At 74.0% G+C, this 15,483-nt stretch carries 12 protein-coding genes; 8 read left to right on the forward strand and 4 right to left on the reverse strand.

The features are described 5' to 3' along the window. Nucleotides 1-2,871, reverse strand: coding sequence for a BTAD domain-containing putative transcriptional regulator (locus tag LCD33_RS05190; RefSeq protein WP_224957523.1), 2,871 nt, complete (start codon nt 2,869-2,871; stop codon nt 1-3). 212 nt (nt 2,872-3,083) lie between these two features. On the opposite strand from LCD33_RS05190, the gene LCD33_RS05195 reads away from it, so the two are divergent. After that, nucleotides 3,084-4,019 (forward strand): carbohydrate kinase family protein, encoded by a 936-nt coding sequence (locus LCD33_RS05195; protein ID WP_224957524.1) that lies wholly within the window; start codon nt 3,084-3,086, stop codon nt 4,017-4,019. Here the strand turns inward: LCD33_RS05195 and LCD33_RS05200 are convergent. Then, complete coding sequence (locus tag LCD33_RS05200; protein WP_224977568.1) at nt 3,994-6,156, reverse strand: NB-ARC domain-containing protein; 2,163 nt, start codon at nt 6,154-6,156, stop codon at nt 3,994-3,996. The two genes, LCD33_RS05195 and LCD33_RS05200, sit on opposite strands and share 26 nt — an antisense overlap. 262 nt (nt 6,157-6,418) lie before the next feature. On the opposite strand from LCD33_RS05200, the gene LCD33_RS05205 reads away from it, so the two are divergent. From LCD33_RS05205 to LCD33_RS05235, 7 genes are all read left to right on the forward strand, one after another. After that, nucleotides 6,419-7,528: a class I SAM-dependent methyltransferase gene (locus LCD33_RS05205; RefSeq protein WP_224977575.1), complete on the forward strand. Its 1,110-nt coding sequence runs from the start codon at nt 6,419-6,421 to the stop codon at nt 7,526-7,528. A 448-nt stretch (nt 7,529-7,976) separates the two neighbouring features. Beyond that, nucleotides 7,977-9,239, forward strand: a complete 1,263-nt coding sequence (locus tag LCD33_RS05210; RefSeq protein ID WP_224957526.1) for a beta-ketoacyl synthase — start codon at nt 7,977-7,979, stop codon at nt 9,237-9,239. Continuing rightward, the gene (locus LCD33_RS05215) at nt 9,236-10,438 is read left to right on the forward strand and encodes a ketosynthase chain-length factor (RefSeq protein WP_224957527.1); all 1,203 of its coding nucleotides are present in this window, start codon (nt 9,236-9,238) and stop codon (nt 10,436-10,438) included. Before LCD33_RS05210 ends, LCD33_RS05215 begins: the two co-directional genes overlap by 4 nt. A 24-nt stretch (nt 10,439-10,462) precedes the next feature. Next, entirely contained in the window at nt 10,463-10,717 is a 255-nt protein-coding gene (locus LCD33_RS05220; RefSeq protein WP_224957528.1) for an acyl carrier protein, read from the forward strand. 2 nt (nt 10,718-10,719) lie between these two features. Further along, nucleotides 10,720-11,175, forward strand: a complete 456-nt coding sequence (locus tag LCD33_RS05225) for an SRPBCC family protein (RefSeq protein WP_224957529.1) — start codon at nt 10,720-10,722, stop codon at nt 11,173-11,175. 84 nt (nt 11,176-11,259) lie between these two features. Next, nucleotides 11,260-11,889, forward strand: coding sequence for a hypothetical protein (locus LCD33_RS05230; RefSeq protein WP_224957530.1), 630 nt, complete (start codon nt 11,260-11,262; stop codon nt 11,887-11,889). A 220-nt stretch (nt 11,890-12,109) separates the two neighbouring features. After that, a complete protein-coding gene (locus LCD33_RS05235; RefSeq protein WP_224957531.1) occupies nt 12,110-12,928 on the forward strand; it encodes an SAM-dependent methyltransferase in 819 nt (272 codons plus the stop codon). A gap of 4 nt (nt 12,929-12,932) precedes the next feature. Here the strand turns inward: LCD33_RS05235 and LCD33_RS05240 are convergent, their stop codons facing one another. Then, the gene (locus LCD33_RS05240) at nt 12,933-13,415 is read right to left on the reverse strand and encodes a nitroreductase family deazaflavin-dependent oxidoreductase (protein ID WP_224957532.1); all 483 of its coding nucleotides are present in this window, start codon (nt 13,413-13,415) and stop codon (nt 12,933-12,935) included. 109 nt (nt 13,416-13,524) lie between these two features. Beyond that, the gene (locus tag LCD33_RS05245) at nt 13,525-15,378 is read right to left on the reverse strand and encodes a rhamnogalacturonan lyase (protein ID WP_224967154.1); all 1,854 of its coding nucleotides are present in this window, start codon (nt 15,376-15,378) and stop codon (nt 13,525-13,527) included. Between the last annotated feature and the right edge of the window lie 105 nt (nt 15,379-15,483).

Consider the following 15,483-nt stretch of genomic DNA (forward strand, 5'->3'; position numbering starts at 1 on the left):
TCAGCGCGGCCCGAGCAGGGCCCGCAGCCGCGGGGTGTCCGGGTGCTCGCCGAGGAAGTCGAGACGGGCGGTCGCCTGGTCCCAGCGGCGGCGCGCCCGCTCGGGTTCGCCCGTCGCGCGGTGCAGTACCACCAGGTCCGCGAGCACCCACGCCACGTGGTGCAGGTCGCCGCAGCGTTCCCAGTAGTGCTGGGCCTGCACGAGGTGCTCCACCGCCGGGCCGGCCCGCCGCATCGCGGCGTGCGCACCGCCGATCGCGTGGTGGGCGGCGGCGAGACCCATGTCGTCGCCGAGCTCCCCGAACAGGTCCAGGCCGGGCAGGCCGTGCTCCAGGGCCCGCTGCTGTTCGCCGATGCCGTTGCACGCCCAGCACAGGTAGACCAGCGAGTGCGCTCGACCGTACCGCTGCCCGGGGGCTTGGAAGTGCTCCAGCGCCCGCCGGTGGTGCGGGATCGCTCGCGCGGGGAGCCCGAGGCAGGTGTAGGCCCACCCGATGCTGTTCTGCCGGAAGGCCTCCCGCGACGGGTCGCCGGATCGCTCGCCCGCGTCGGACAGCAGGGCCAGCGCCTCGGCGTAGCGCTGCGCCCGCAGGTACCCGTTGGCGAGGTTCAGCTCGGTGATCTCCACGACGTCCGGTGCCTCGGTGCGCCGCGCCGCCTGCAGCGCGATCACGTGGCTGCGAATCCAGTCCGCGTGCAGGCTGCGCAGGTTCAGGAAGTCGGTGCTCGCCCAGGCGAGGCGCCAAGCGTGCTCGGGAAATCCGTGCTGCTCCGCGATGTCGACCGCACCGAGCAGGTTCTCGCGGTTGCGCTCGAACCAGCGCAGCGCCTCGTCACGGCCGCCGGGACGGTCCGGTTCGACGTCGTTGTCCGGTGGTCCCGGCACGATCGCGCGAGCCTGCTCGGTGATCAGCGCCGCGGCGCCCGCAGCGGAGTGCAGGAAGTGGTCGAGCAGCCTGCGCCGGGCCGCGTAGCGATCGGTGTCGAGCAGTTCCTCGTCCGCACAAGTCCGCGCGTAGTCCAGCGACAGGTCCGAGAGCCGGTAGCCGTGCTTGTCCGGCTGGTCCAGCAGCCGCAAGTGCGCCAGCCGGTCCAGCAGTTTCCCGGCCTCGGCGCGCGGCAGGCCGCTGAGGGCGGCGGCCCCGGACATCTCGATCACCGGCCCCGGGTGCAACGACAGCAGGAGGAACAACCGCTGGGCCTGCGGGCCGAGGTCGTCGTGCGCGGTGGCGAAGGTGGCGCGCAGTGCGAGGTGCCCGTCGACTTCGAGCGCGTCGATGCGGTGGTGCCGGATGTCGGCGATGGTCTCGGACAGCGACGCGGCGGGGTGCCTGCTCGCGATGATGCCCGCGATGCGCAGCGCCAGCGGCAGATCTCCGCACAGGGCGGCGAGTTCGTCCAGTTCCGCCTCCGACGCGGGCCCGGGGTTCCCCGGGCGGCCCAGCGCAGCGTGCAGCAGTGCGATCGAGTCGGCCCGGGGCAGCGGTGGCAGTTCGATCCGGCGGGCGTCGTGGTGCAGCGCGAGGCTTTCCAGCCTGCGGCTGCTGGTGACCACGACGAGGCATCCGGGATGACCGGGCAGCAGCGGCTGCACCTGCTCGGCGCTGCGCGCGTTGCTCAACAGCACCAGAACCCGGCGGCCGGCCAGCGCGCTGCGCAGGCCTGCCGCCAGGTAATCCACTGTGGAGCGTTCGGGGACGTCGGAGTCGAGGGCGGCGAGGAAGTCGCGCAGCACTCCGGCGGTCGCGTGCCGGTCCAGGCCCTGGAGGTTCGCGTAGAGCTGTCCGTCCGGATAGCGATCGGCGAGCCGGTGCGCCAGCTGCAGCGCGAACGTGTGCTTCCCCGCTCCCGGCAGGCCTTCCACGATGAGCAGCCACGGTGGAACTCCCGGCGCGTCCTCCACCGCGGACAGCAGGCCGGCGAGCGCGCGGTCCCGTCCGACCGGGTGGGACGGCACGGCGGGCAGCTGCCGTGGTCGCATCGCCGGACGCGAACCCCCCGCTGCCGCACCGCCCTGGCGTGGCTGGCGCACGAACTTCCCCGCGGACCCGGTGGTCCGGGAGAGCCCACCGCTCGGCAATCCCCGTTTGGTCACCCCACCGGCGAGCGTCCACTGCGCCTCGCGTTCCGCGCCCGCCGTGCGCGGCCGTACGATCGGATCGTCCTGCTGCAGCAGCGAGGTGTGCAGTGCGCGGAGCCGGGCGGGCAGGTCAGTGCCTTCTTCCCGGTAGGTGGCGGACACTTCCACCACGTAGTCCCGCAGCCTGCGCAACTGACCCGCGGCGGCGAGCGCCCGCATCCGCAGGGCCACGATCTCCTCGTCGAGCTCGTGGTCCGACGGCACCCAGTCCAACTCGTTGAGCGCAGCCGACACCTGGCCTGAGTCGAGCAGGGTGCCGGCCAGAAGCCGGACACCCGCGATGCGGTCCCGCTCCAGCTGGGTGCGGAGTCGGTGCAGTCCCGGGCCGTCCACCCCGGCCAGCAGTTCGGACCCGCACTCGCCCAGCGCGCGGCGGCAGTGCTCCTCCACCTCGGTGCCGCTCGACTGCCGCGCCCGGTCCAGGTGGTGCCGGAACCGGTGGTAGTCCACCAGTTCGGGAGCCACGTCGAGCCGCCAGAACCCCGGCTTGGCGCGCGGCCAGTGCACCCCGTCGCCGCGGACTTCCGCGCGCAGCGTCGAGATGTAGCGGTACAGCGACTCCATCGACGGAGGGTGCTCGCCCCACACCTTGTCGACGACGCTGCGCTGCGACACCGCCTTGCCGGGGTTGACCAGCAGCACGACGAGGATTCCCAGCAGGCCGGGCCGCAGCTCGACCAGCTCACCGGAATCGGCACGCACCTCGACCGGGCCCAATAATCGGAACTCCATTCAGTTCCCCCTTCGAGTACCGCGCAGCGTTCAGTGAAGCACCCGATCCGCCGCGGGGAAGCGTTCATTCGGCGCAAGCATCCATACGGCGGTCCGGTTCACCGTCCAGCGGACGTACCTCCCGCTGCTCCAGCGGGCGTTCCACCCCGGTCCCGCACCGTGGGGTGCAGCGGGTGGTGCGGTCGCCCGCAGCGACGGGAGGGAGCAATCCGATGGGGAACCGGATCGTGGTCGCCGGAGTGGCGAGCTGGGGCATCAACATCGGGGTCGGAGAGCCGGCCGTGGACACCGCCGCGAGCGGATGGGATCCGCGCTGGCTCGCGAGCGGGCTCGGTGGGGCCGCCGGGCACATCTCGACGATCCTGCGGGCGCTGGGCGACGAGGTGGAGCTGTGCACGGTGGCGGGCCGGGACGCGATCGGCTCCCTGATCCGCGGGCGCCTCCGCGAGCACGGGCTGGACGGGCGGGGCGTGGTGGACCTCGGGGTGTCCGCCGAAGCCGCGGTGCTGGTCGCCCCGGACGGGCGGCGGGCGGTGCTGTCGCACTCGACGAGGATCGCCGCCGTGCAGTACCCGGAGGAGGTGTTCACCGAGATGGTGCGCGGCGCCGACCTGGCCGTGCTGACCAGCACGCCGTTCACCCGCCCGCTGCTGGCCGCGGCGGTGCTGCACGGGGTGCCGATCGCGGTGGACGTCAACGTGATCGCCGACGTGGAGGACGACTACTACGGGCCGTGGCTGGAGGTCGCCGACGTCGTGTTCTGCTCGCACGAGCGGTTGCCGTGCAGTGCGGAGCGCTGGCTCGCGCGGATCTTCGACCGCTACCCGGGCTGCCTGGTCGCGGCGGTGGGGCGCGGGCCGCTGGGCTGCGTGCTGGGGCTGCGCGACGGCAGGCTGGTGCGCGCGGAGGCGGTGGCCCCGCTGGGAGTGTGCAACACCTCCAGCGCCGGGGACTCGCTGTTCGCCGCGTTCCTGCACGGCTGGTTGAGCACCGGGAACGCGGCCGAAGCACTCCCGGACGCGGTGCTCTACGCGGGCTGGCGCATCGGGCACCGGTTCCCGTCCGGGGTGGCGCTGACCGCGACGGAGCTGGCGCGACTGCGGCAACGGCACCCGGTGCGGGTCACGCTGGACCGCTGGGACCGGTGAGCCGGTCGCGCAGCGGTGCCGCGGCGGCCTCGTCGCCCTGGTGCTCGAACAGGCGCAGCGCCGCGGCGAGTTGTCGCCGTTCGTCGGCCGGATGCCCTCGCGCGGCGGCGAGTTCGGCGCGCGCGCTGTGCGCGAGCGCCTGGCCGACGGGGGAGTCCAGCTCGTCCATCTCGGTGGCGCCCGCGTCGATCTCGGCGGCGGCCTCGGCGACCTCACCGGCGGTGACCAGCGACTCGCCGAGCACGAGCCGGGCGCGGGCGGCGTTGAACGGGTCCTGCGCCCGGTGCTCGCGCAGCAGTGCGGTCGCGGCGCGCACCTCGGTGAGCCCGGTGGCGACCTCGCCGATCCGCACGCCGGCCTGCCCGGAGAGCAACCTCGCCAGCGCGGCCTTCCGGGGGAATCCGGCGATGGCGAAACCTGTTTCGGCGTGCTGCGCGGAGGCCCGGGCCGCGAGGGCGTCGCCGCGGGCCAGTGCTAGCACGGCCTGGGCGTCGGCCGTGTCGGCCGCGCCGTAGGCGTCCCCGCTGCGGGCGTGCAGTTCGGCGCACCGGTGCAGCAACCGGTCCGCCACCGCCCATTCGGCGTGCCGGTGGTGCAGCATCGCCAGCCTGCGCGCGGTGCGCGCCTCCAGCTCGGGCTCGCCGAGCTCGCGAGCCGCGGCCAGGCACGCCTCGTCCACCGCGCGCCAGTCCGCGTGGTGGCCGCGGTACCGGAACAGCGGCCAGAGCAGGTAACCCAGCTGCCAGGCCGCCGCGAGAAGCCCGCCGTCCGCGGCCGCGCGCACCGCCCCGACCAGGTTGGCGCGTTCCTGCTCCAGCCAGTCCAGCGCCTGCCCGCGGTCGGCGAACTCGGCGGAATCCGCCTCCGGGAACGCGAATTCGTAGGCCGCGCCGCGCAGGTGCGGGGTGCAGAGCGCGGCGGCCTGCCCGGCGCGCCGGACGTAGTGCTCGACGATGCGCAGGAGCACCTCGGCGCGCCGTTCGGCGGTGTCGGTCACGTCCGCCTTCTCCTTGGCGTGCAACCGGATCAGGTCGTGGAACCGGTACCGGCCGCCGCGCACCTCTTGCAGCAGGTGCGCCTCCTGCAATGCCTCCAGCGGTTCGTCCAGCGCGGCCCGGCCGAGCCCGGTCGCGGCGGCCAGCACCGCGCGGTCGAACTCCGGGCCGGGATGCAGGCCCATCGCCCGGTACGTCCACCGGGCCGGGTCGGGGAGTTCTTGGTAGGACGCGTCGAAGACCGAACGCACCGATACCTCCTCGCCGCGCGAGAGCAGGCCGAGCCGCCTCTGCTCCTGCTGCAGTTCCGCCACCGTCTCGCCCAACCGCAGCAGTCGTCGCGAAGCCAGCCGGGCGGCGGTCACCGACAGTGCGATCGGCAGGCCGCCGCACAGCCGGACGAGTTCCCGCGCCGGCTCCGGTTCCGCGGATATCCGTTGCCTGCCGACGGCCTTGAGCAGCAGTGTCCGCGACGCGTCCGCGTTGAGCGGGCCCACGTCGATGAACCGGGCTCCATCGACGAGCAGGGAGCGCAGCATCCGACGGGTGGTGACCACAACGGTGCAGCTCGGTGCGGCGGGCAGCAACGCGCGGACCTGCGCGGCGGTCCAAGCGTTGTCGAGCAGGATCGCCACCGACCTGCCGGCCACCGAGGAGCGGAACCACGCCGCCCGAGGTCCGGTCCCGGCGGGCAGTTCTTCCGGTGGGACACCGAGCGCCCGCAGGAAATCACCGAGGACCGTGGCCGGGTCGGCCGGTCGGCCCGCGTCCGCGCCGGAGAGGTCCGCGTACAACTGCCCGTCGGCGAACCGGTCTCGGGCGCGGTGCAGCCAGGACAGCGCCAGTGCTGTCTTGCCGACACCGCCGAACCCGGACAGCACCACCAGCCCGCAGCGATCCGGGTGCGCCACCGGCCGGTCCAGCTCGTCCAGTTCAGCGTCCCGGTTGGTGAAGTGCGCGGGGGCGGGAGCCAGTTGCCGGGGCACGCCGCGCTCCGGACCGCGGTGGAAGTGGATCTGGCCGATCGAGCCGGCCTGCACCACCGGCCCGTGCGCGGTGCCGGAGAGCGCGTTCGCGGCCGATGACCCGGTTCCCGGCTGCACGAGCGGGAAGATCCCTGGTGGGTCTTCGGTGCCGGACACGACACGAATCACCCCCTTCCTGCACCGTACGCAGTGCCTCGGTCGGCGCGATGCCCGCCAAGCGAGTGGTCCGGCCCGGTGGCACGTACCCGAAGTCGATCTTGGGCTGGTCGGTGTGGCCGCGGCGGGGGATCCGGCCAAGATCACCGGATGGGGTGGCGGCCTGGCGGTGCTGCCGCCGTCGGCGCTGAGCACGGGCGATACGATGGACGGCCGTACGTTCGACGAGAAGAGAACCGCGTTGCCGAACACCCCGTTGCCGATGCTGGAGTGGACCGAGCGAGGGGAGCCGCGTTCGGCGATCTGGCGCTCGGAGAACGATGCGCCGCCACCGCGGCGGGTGGTGGTCGCCGACGACCGGCTCCGCGCGGACGACGCGCACAGCCAGGCGGCGGAAGGCACCGCTTTCCTGTGGCGGGGCGACTTCCACGGCGCGCGCAACCTGCTCACCGCGATGACCCGGCGGGTGGACCGCAAGCCGCTCGCCGAGATGGACACCCCCGCGCAGACCTTCCACCGGTACCGGCAGCGCCAGGCGCAGCGGTCCCGGCTGCTGGGCATGCTGCTGATCCCCGTCGATGCCGGGTGCGAGGTGCCGCTGCGCCGCGCGCCGGAGGTCCGGGACGCCTGCCTGGCCGCGGGTTGCCCCGCGGACGAGCCGTTCGTGCTGTCGCTGCGGGAACTGCTCGGCATCATCGGCGCGCACGAGTGGCGCCGCAACGGCATCGAGATCCCCGCGCTGGACGCGCGGATCCACCCGCACTACGGCGTGTTCGCCCCGCTGCGCTCCGACTACCTGGAGCTGATCGCCGCCGAACCGCTGCCGCCGGTGGGGACCGCGTTCGACCTCGGCACCGGCACCGGCGTGCTGGCCGCGCTGCTCGCCCGCCGCGGGGTGGGCCGGGTGGTCGCCACCGAGCTCGACGAGCGCGCGCTGGCCTGCGCGGCGGAGAACGTCGAGGCGCTCGGGCTGTCCGGCCGCGTCGAGGTGACCTCGGCCGACCTGTACCCGGAGAGCCGCGCGGGACTGGTGGTGTGCAACCCGCCGTGGCTGCCCGCGAAGCCCTCGGCGGCGTTGCAGCGCGCCGTCTACGACCCGGGAAGCCGGATGCTGCGCGGATTCCTCACCGGGCTCGCCGCGCACCTGGAACCGGGCGGGCAGGGCTGGCTGGTGCTGTCCGACCTGGCCGAGCTGCTCGGGCTGCGCACCCGGCAGGAGCTGCTGGACCTGATCGACGCCGCGGGCCTCGCCGTCGTGGGCCGCAGCGACGCGGCGCCCCGGCACCCGCGGTCCGCCGACACCGACGACCCGCTGCACGAGGCGCGGGCCGCCGAGACCGTGTCGCTGTGGCGGCTGGTGGCGCGGGACTGATTCCGCCGCCGGGAAACCGGCTCGGGAAGAGGGCGGTATTCGCACCGCCGATTCGGCGCGATGAATTCTCATCGCGCCGAATCACTCGGTTGGCCGTTGGCCTGGATCAGTGCGCTGGGTAACTTCTGGGCCGCCGGTGCAGGACGATTCGCACCAGTTCTTCCGCGCTGCCGCGGACGATTCCGCGGCGCACCGGGAATCGCGCCGGCCAGGGGTTTCGCCGCTTTTGCGCGCGTCATCGCGGACGTGTCCGGGGCAGTGGGGTTCCGATTCCGCGCACCGCCGAATTCCGAATCGAATCGTGTTCGGAAATCGGTGCGGAATCGTCCGGGATGGTGCGAGAAGATCTCATCCGAGAGGTGCCCATGCGAACACGTGAATCGTCGCGGCGCTCGGCGCCGAGCCCTCGCCCGCCGATGGCGCGGTCTCCCTGGGGCGGGCGGCGCGGATGAGCACCGGTGACAGGCGGGTGGTGCTCACCGGCATGGGCGTGCGGGCGCCCGGCGGGGACGGTGCTGCCGGGTTCTGGGACCTGCTCACCTCCGACCGCACCGCCACCCGCACCATCACCGCCTTCGACCCGGCTCCGTTCCGCTCCCGGATCGCCGCCGAAGTCGACTTCGACCCGGTGGCGGAGGGTTTCACCGCCCGCGAGGTCGCCGAGCGGGACCGGGTGGTGCTGCTCGCGATCGCCTGCGCGCGCGACGCGGTCCGGGACTGCGGACTGGACCTCGCGCGGCGGGACCCGACCCGCACCGCGGTGAGCATCGGCAGCGCCGTCGGCTCCACGATCAGCCTGGACCGCGACTACCGGCGGATCTCCCGCGGTGGGTCCACCTGGCTCGTCGACCACGCCCTGGCCTCGCCGCGCTCCCGCGACCACCAGGTGCCCGCGGCCCTCGCCCGCGACGTCGCCCGGGAGGTCGCGGCCGAAGGACCCGTCGCGGTGATCTCCACCGGCTGCACGTCCGGGCTCGACGCGGTCGGCCACGGCGCCGAGCTGATCCGCGACGGGCGCGCCGACGTCGTGCTCGCCGGCGCCGCGGACGCACCGATCTCGCCGATCACGGTCGCCTGCTTCGACGCGATCCGCGCCACCTCGCCGAACAACGCCGACCCGGCGCACGCGTCCCGCCCGTTCGACCGGCGCCGCGACGGCTTCGTGCTGGGGGAGGGGGCGGCGGTGTTCGTGCTGGAGGAACGCGCCGCCGCGCTGCGCCGCTGCGCCCGGGTGCACGCCGAGTTCGCCGGATTCGCCGGGCGCTGCAACGCCTTCCACATGACCGGGCTGCACCCGGAGGGCCGCGAGCTGTCCTGGGCGATCACCGCCGCGCTGCGTGCCTCGGGCCGGGGCCGGGTGGACTACCTCAACGCGCACGGCTCCGGGACGAAGCAGAACGACCGGCACGAGACCGCCGCGATCAAGCGCAGCCTCGGCGCCGCCGCGCACCGGATCCCGATCAGCTCCATCAAGTCCAAGGTCGGGCACTCGCTGGGCGCGATCGGCTCCGTGGAGCTCGCCGCCTGCGTCCTCGCGATGCGGCACGGGGTGGTCCCGCCGACCGCGAACTACGCCGAACCGGACCCGGAGTGCGACCTGGACTACGTGCCGGGCGAGCCGCGGGAAGCGGACCTGGACGTGGTGCTCAGCGTCGGCAGCGGCTTCGGCGGGTTCCAGAGCGCCGTCGTCCTCACCCGGGGGGACCGATGACGGAGGTGTGGGTGACGGGGATGGCCGCGATCGCCCCGAACGGCGTCGGCGTCGACGACTACTGGGACGCCACCCTGAGCGGCCGCAGCGGCATCTACCCGATCAGCGGGTTCGACGCCACGTCCTACCCGGTCCGGGTCGCGGGCGAGGTGCCCGATTTCGACGCGGGCCGCCACCTGCCGCCGCGGCTGCTCACCCAGACCGACCGGATGACGCGGTACGCGCTGGCCGCCGCCGACTGGGCGGTGGCCGACGCGGAGGTGCCGCCGGACGTCGACGGCGAGTTCGGAGTGCTCACCGCCGCCGCGGCCGGCGGGTTCGAGTTCGGCCAGCGGGAGCTGGAGAAGCTGTGGGGACAGGGCCCGGACCGGGTCAGCGCCTACCAGTCCTTCGCCTGGTTCTACGCGGTGAACACCGGCCAGATCTCGATCCGGCACGGCCTGCGCGGCACCGGTTCGGTGCTGGTCGCCGGGCAGGCGGGCGGGTTGGACGCGATCGCGGAGGCCGCGCGGATGCTGCGCCGCGGCACCACCACCCTCGTGCTCACCGGCGGGTTCGAGGCCTCGGTGTGCCCGTGGGGCCTCGTCGCCTGCGCCACGACCGGCACGATGAGCACCGAACCCGACCCGCGCTGGGCGTACCTGCCGTTCGACGAGCGGGCGAGCGGCGCGGTCCCCGGCGAAGGCGGCGCGCTGCTGGTCCTGGAGGACGCCGTGGCCGCGGCCCGGCGCGGGGCGCCGCGCGTGCACGGCCGGATCGCCGGGCACGCCGCCACCTTCGACCCGCCGCCCGGTTCGACGCGCGAACCCGGCCTGGCCCGCGCCGTCCGGGCGGCGCTGCGCGACGCGGACCTCCCGGTCGGCGCGATCGACGCGGTGTTCGCCGACGCCGCGGGCACCCCGGATCGCGATCGGGCCGAAGTCGACGCGCTCCGCGAGGTGTTCGGTCCGCGCGGGGTCCCGGTGACCGCACCGAAGAGCATGACCGGGCGCCTCGACTCCGGCGGCGGACCGCTGGACGTGGTCGCCGCCCTGCTGTCCCTGCGCGACGGGGTCCTGCCGCCCACGATCGGCACCCGCCGCGCCCCGGACGAGCTGGACCTGGTGCTGGACGAACCGCGGGGACTGCCGCTGCGCGCGGTGCTGGTGCTGGCCAGGGAACCCGGCGGCTTCAACTCGGCGCTGGTGGTGACCGCATGAGCCGTGAGGACGAGGAGGAGACCCGTGCGACTGACCCGGACCCAGCTGGTGAGCGCGATCCGCGCCGCCGCGGGTGACACCGAACTCGCCGACCTGGACGGCGACGTCCTGGACCGCCGGTTCGACGAGCTCGGCTACGACTCGCTGGCGCTGCTGGAGGTGGCGGCCGTGCTGCGCCGCACCCACGGCATCGCGCTGCCCGACGACGCCGTCGTCGAGCTCGGCACGCCCGCCGACCTGCTGCGGATCGTGAACGCGACGACGGAAGAGGTGCGTTGAGGATGGCCCGGACCGACAACTCCGTGACCGTGCGGGCTCCGCTGCCGCTGGTGTGGGACAGGACCAACGACGTGGAGTCCTGGCCGACCCTGTTCGCCGAGTACGCCCGCTCCGAGGTGCTGCGCCGCGACGGCGACACCATCGACTTCCGGCTCACCACCCACCCGGACGCCGACGGCAAGGTGTGGAGCTGGGTGTCCCGGCGGGTCCTCGACGTCGCCGAGCGCAGCGTGCGCGCCCGGCGCCTGGAGACCGGGCCGTTCCAGTACATGGAGCTGTACTGGACGTACCGGGAGACCGAATCGGGCACCGTGCTGCGCTGGGTGCAGGAGTTCACCGTGAAGCCCGAGGCGCCCTTCGACGACGCCGCGATGACCGTGCGGCTCAACGCGGCCACCAGGAACAACATGAACCACATCAAGGCGGTGCTCGAACGGGCCGCGAACGCGGCGAGCTGAGCGCCGGGCCGAAGGGCTCTGGGAGCGGGCGGGCACCGTGTCGATCCTGGTGCTGTCGGCGGAACGCGCGAGCGGGAGCAGGCGATGGGGACGGGTGCGGTGCTCGGAGCGCTGCGCTGGGCGGCGCAGGCGTTGCGGCCCAAGCGGAATCCGCTGCGCCGGAACCTGGACCGCTGGACCGCCGCGGTCATGGCGCTGCTGGTCGGGTTGGCGCTGGCCTCCGTCCCGGTCGCGGCCGCCTTCGGCAGCGGCATGCACCAGCGGCTCGGCGAGCGGTCCGCCGCGCAGCACGCGGAACGCACCCCGGTGACCGCCCGGCTCGTCGAACCGGCGCGGATGACGATCCTCGGCGGCGGGTCGCCGCAGACCCAGCGGGTGCTGTTCCACGCCCTGGTGACCTGGCGGGACGCGGCCGGACGGCCGCACGGCGGGTGGGCGGAGATCTCCTCGGCCGCGGTGGCGGTGGGCGACGAGATCGAGGTGTGGGTGGACGACCGGGGCGCGGTCGTGGCGCCACCGCTGGGCGCGGACCGCGCGTTGGCGTCCGCGATCAGCGTCGGCGTGCTGCTCGTGTTCGGCTCGGTGGTGTGCTGCGGGGTGGCGCTGGTCCTCGTGCGCCGCGTCGCCGACGCCCGCGCCCACCGGGCGTGGGCGCGGGAGTGGGAGGTGGTGCGCCCCCGCTGGGACCACCGCGGACCGGCGGGCGCCGGGTGAGGACGTGCCCTTCCGGGGAAGCTCCGTCACCGCTCGCGGTACCGCGCTCACCGTCCGCTGTCGCAGCCCGGTCCGCCGCCTCCCGGGGATCTCCGCGCGCGGGTGGTCGTGCGATGCTGATCGCGCGGCGGACGCCGCTCGACCGGCGCTCCGGGGTCACCCGGGAGCACGTCGGGGCGGCGCCGCAGGTACGGAACCCCGGACGCAGGCGGGAGGCACGATGGCGGACGAGCACCGGAGCGCGGAGGTGGATCTGCGCACCGACCGCGCCCACGGCGCCCGGATCTACGACTACATCCTCGGCGGCAAGGACAACTACGCCGTCGACCGGGCCGCCGCCGAAGCCACCCTGGAGGTGTGGCCCGCGCTGCGGGTGCACATGCGGGCCAACCGCACCTTCATGCACCGCGCGGGTCGCTTCCTGGCCCGGGAGTGCGGCATCCGCCAGTTCCTCGACATCGGCACCGGCATCCCCACCCAGCCGAACCTGCACGAGGTCGTGCAGGAGGTCGCCCCGGATTCGCGGGTCGTCTACACCGACAACGATCCGATCGTGCTCGCGCACGCCCGCGCGCTGATGTCGAGCGCGTCGGCGGGCCGCACCGCCTACGTCGAGTCGGACATGCGGCAGGTCGAATCCCTGCTGGCGGCACCGGAACTGCGGGAGACGCTGGACCTGGACCGGCCGATCGGGCTGATGCTGATCGGGATCGTGCACTTCATCGAGGACGACGACGAGGCGCTGGCGGTGTCGCGCCGGATCGTCGACGCGCTGCCCGCCGGCAGCTACCTGGCCGCGACGATCGGCACCGACGACTTCGCCCCCGAGGCGCTGGCCCGGGTCGCCGACGTCTACCACGAGCACGGCGAGACCATGCGGCTGCGCAGCCAGGCGCAGGCGGCGCGGTTCTTCGACGGGCTGGAGCTGGTCGAGCCGGGCCTGGTGCAGATGCACCGGTGGCGCCCGGACGACGACGAGCACCTGTCGCTGGACGAGGCCGACATCGCCATGTACGGCGCCGTCGCCCGCAAGCCGTGACCGGTCAGCGCTGCCGGAGTTCGAACATCGGCAGCGGGGTGTCCCGCTCGGTGACCTCCTCGCCGAGGGTGCCGTGCAGGACGTCCTTGAACTTCGCCCACGCCCGCGGGTGCCGCCGCGCGTAGTCGGCGAGCACGGCGTCGGCCTCGGCGGTGGTGAGCAGCCGCGCGGTGGCGGGCCGGTCGCGGTGGCGGCCGGTGGACACGCGAACCCGCGGGTTCGCCACCACGTTGCGGTACCACTGCGCGCGGGCGCCGAAGCCGGAGGCGACGACGTGGACGCCCGGTCCGGGGTGCGCGATCACCTCCAGCACGACCCGCCGGGCGATCCCGGAGTTGCGGCCCACGTGCTCCAGCAGGAGCAGCCGCGGCCCGAGCAGGACGCCGAGCCGGGCCCGGTACAGCAGGACGGGGGCGCGCATCAGCGCCCGGGAGCGCAGCAGCCGGGCTCCGGCCCGGCCGAGCGCGGTGGTGGCGGGTTCCGGCATGGTCGGCCTCGATTCGTCCGGTCCGAGCAGTGTCGCACCGGGCACCGCCCTGGCGGGGCGGATCCGGCGGGTGCGGGGTGATCGCGGGCGCGACCACCCCGCGCCGGGATCAGGGCAGCGGGTCTCCGGTGCGCCGCGCCGCCGCGTCCGCCAGGGAGTAGCTGGGGTGCGGCGGCTGGTTGTAGGCGGTGTTCTGCCAGGCGACGGCGAGCCGGTACTGCCGGTCCTCCATCAGCCCGGGCAGGCTGAGCTCGGTGGGTTCGGTGGTGCTGAAGATCCGCAGCGCGCTGCTGTCCTCGGTGCGGAACACGACCTCCTCCCGCCAGTCGCCCATCAGGTCCGCCGACAGCGCGGGGGTGGCCTTGGTGCCGTTGTTGGAGGCGACGCCGTCGAAGTCCTGGACGCGTTGGGTGCCGTCGCCGGTGTACTTGTCGATGTGGGTGTCGTCGAGCAGTTCGCGGCTGGTGTCGCCGTCCCACCACACCAGGAAGTTCATCGATCCGGGCCGAGGCCCGACGTCCTCGCCCGCGGCGTCGCGCAGCCGGTCGTCGGCGGCGGACCAGAACTCGGCGCCGGGGTTGCCGTCCCAGATGTCGCCCGCGACGCCGCGCCCGTTGTCGCCGGCGGGGTCGGTCTGCCAGAGCACTTCGCCGGTGGCGGCGTCGGCGAGCCAGGACGCGGGCTGGTCGGAGTTCTCGTCGACCTTGTACACCTCCAGGCCGGGCCGGTCCGGGTCGAAGTCGCCGACGTGCAGCGCGTCGCCGTGGCCGAACCCGGTGTTCCACAACGGGTTCCCGTCGTCGTCGATCGCCATCGCGCCGTAGACGACCTCGTCGTTCCCGTCGTCGTCGACGTCGGCGATGGACAGGTTGTGGTTGCCCTGCCCGGCGTACTCCTCGCCCGCCTCATCGCTGTCGAACGTCCACAGTGGAGTCAGCTCGCCGTCGAAGGTCCACGCGGTGATGACGGAACGGGTGTAGTAGCCGCGCGCCTCGATGAGCACGGGCAGTCCATCGATCTCGGCGGTGGCGGCGAGGAAGCGGTCGCACCGGTTGCCGTAGGAGTCGCCCCAGTCGGCCGGGTCGCCGCGCCCCGGGACGTAGTCCGCGGTGTGCCGCTCGGCGCCGGTGGTGCCGTCGAACACGGTGAGGAACTCGGGGCCGTCCAGCACGTACCCGTCGCCGTTGCGGTGGTCGGCGTCCGCGTCGCCGAGCGCGGAGCCGGTGCCGTCCACGGTGCCGTCGGCGGTCTTCACCGCGACTTCGGCGGCACCGTCCCCGTCGTAGTCGTACACCTGGAACTGGGTGTAGTGCGCGCCCGCGCGGATGTTGCGCCCGAGGTCGATGCGCCACAGCCGGGTCCCGTCGAGCCGGTAGGCGTCCAGGAGGGGCGGGCCGGTGTACCCGGCCTGCGAGTTGTCCTTGGCGTTGGACGGGTCCCACTTGACGACGTACTCGTACTCGCCGTCGCCGTCGAGGTCCCCGACGCCGACGTCGTTGGCGCTGTAGGTGTAGTCCTCGCCGGATGGGGTGGTGCCGCCGTCCGGCACGTCCAGCGGGATGTCGAGGTGGTCGGCGGCGAAGGCGCGTGCGGTGCTCGCCGCGGCCCGCTGCCCGTTCGGGGCGATCTCGTAGCGGGCGTCGGCGGGCGCGCCGCGGTCGAGGAGCCCGGTCCCGGTCAGCGGTTCCGGCGTGATCCTGGTGCCGTCGCGGTACACGTCGAAGGTGGTGCCCGCCGGGTCGGTGCCGAACAGCCGCCAGGACACGAAGTTGTCGTCGCCGGAGCGCACGCTGATCGCGGCGCGGCCGGGTTCGGCGGCGCGGGTCTCGGCGGACGCGGTCCCGGCCCGCGCCGGTTCGGCGGGGGATCCGGTGGCGGGTGCGGCGGAGCCGATCGGCAGCACGACGGCGGCGAGCGCGGTCACCAGTGCGCGGCGGGGAGATCTCGTTCGCGATGAGTTCATTGTGGACGGTTCCGATCTGGTCGAGGGTGCTTCGTCGCACCCCGGTCGGACGAGCTGGTCCGGCGCTTCCGGGCGTGATGCAGGAAAGCGCTTTCCTGAACGTTA

It is taken from the genome of Saccharopolyspora sp. 7B (genome assembly GCF_020177435.1).
Taxonomy (GTDB): domain Bacteria; phylum Actinomycetota; class Actinomycetes; order Mycobacteriales; family Pseudonocardiaceae; genus Saccharopolyspora_C; species Saccharopolyspora_C gregorii.

What these genes read in the sequence shown, in the direction of transcription:
- LCD33_RS05210 (WP_224957526.1), top strand. Translation starts at nt 7,977, where the DNA reads ATGAGCACCGGTGACAGGCGGGTGGTGCTCACCGGCATGGGCGTGCGG.
- LCD33_RS05245 (WP_224967154.1), bottom strand. Translation starts at nt 15,378, where the DNA reads ATGAACTCATCGCGAACGAGATCTCCCCGCCGCGCACTGGTGACCGCG.
- LCD33_RS05215 (WP_224957527.1), top strand. Translation starts at nt 9,236, where the DNA reads ATGACGGAGGTGTGGGTGACGGGGATGGCCGCGATCGCCCCGAACGGC.
- LCD33_RS05230 (WP_224957530.1), top strand. Translation starts at nt 11,260, where the DNA reads ATGGGGACGGGTGCGGTGCTCGGAGCGCTGCGCTGGGCGGCGCAGGCG.
- LCD33_RS05205 (WP_224977575.1), top strand. Translation starts at nt 6,419, where the DNA reads ATGCTGGAGTGGACCGAGCGAGGGGAGCCGCGTTCGGCGATCTGGCGC.
- LCD33_RS05195 (WP_224957524.1), top strand. Translation starts at nt 3,084, where the DNA reads ATGGGGAACCGGATCGTGGTCGCCGGAGTGGCGAGCTGGGGCATCAAC.
- LCD33_RS05235 (WP_224957531.1), top strand. Translation starts at nt 12,110, where the DNA reads ATGGCGGACGAGCACCGGAGCGCGGAGGTGGATCTGCGCACCGACCGC.
- LCD33_RS05190 (WP_224957523.1), bottom strand. Translation starts at nt 2,871, where the DNA reads ATGGAGTTCCGATTATTGGGCCCGGTCGAGGTGCGTGCCGATTCCGGT.
- LCD33_RS05240 (WP_224957532.1), bottom strand. Translation starts at nt 13,415, where the DNA reads ATGCCGGAACCCGCCACCACCGCGCTCGGCCGGGCCGGAGCCCGGCTG.
- LCD33_RS05225 (WP_224957529.1), top strand. Translation starts at nt 10,720, where the DNA reads ATGGCCCGGACCGACAACTCCGTGACCGTGCGGGCTCCGCTGCCGCTG.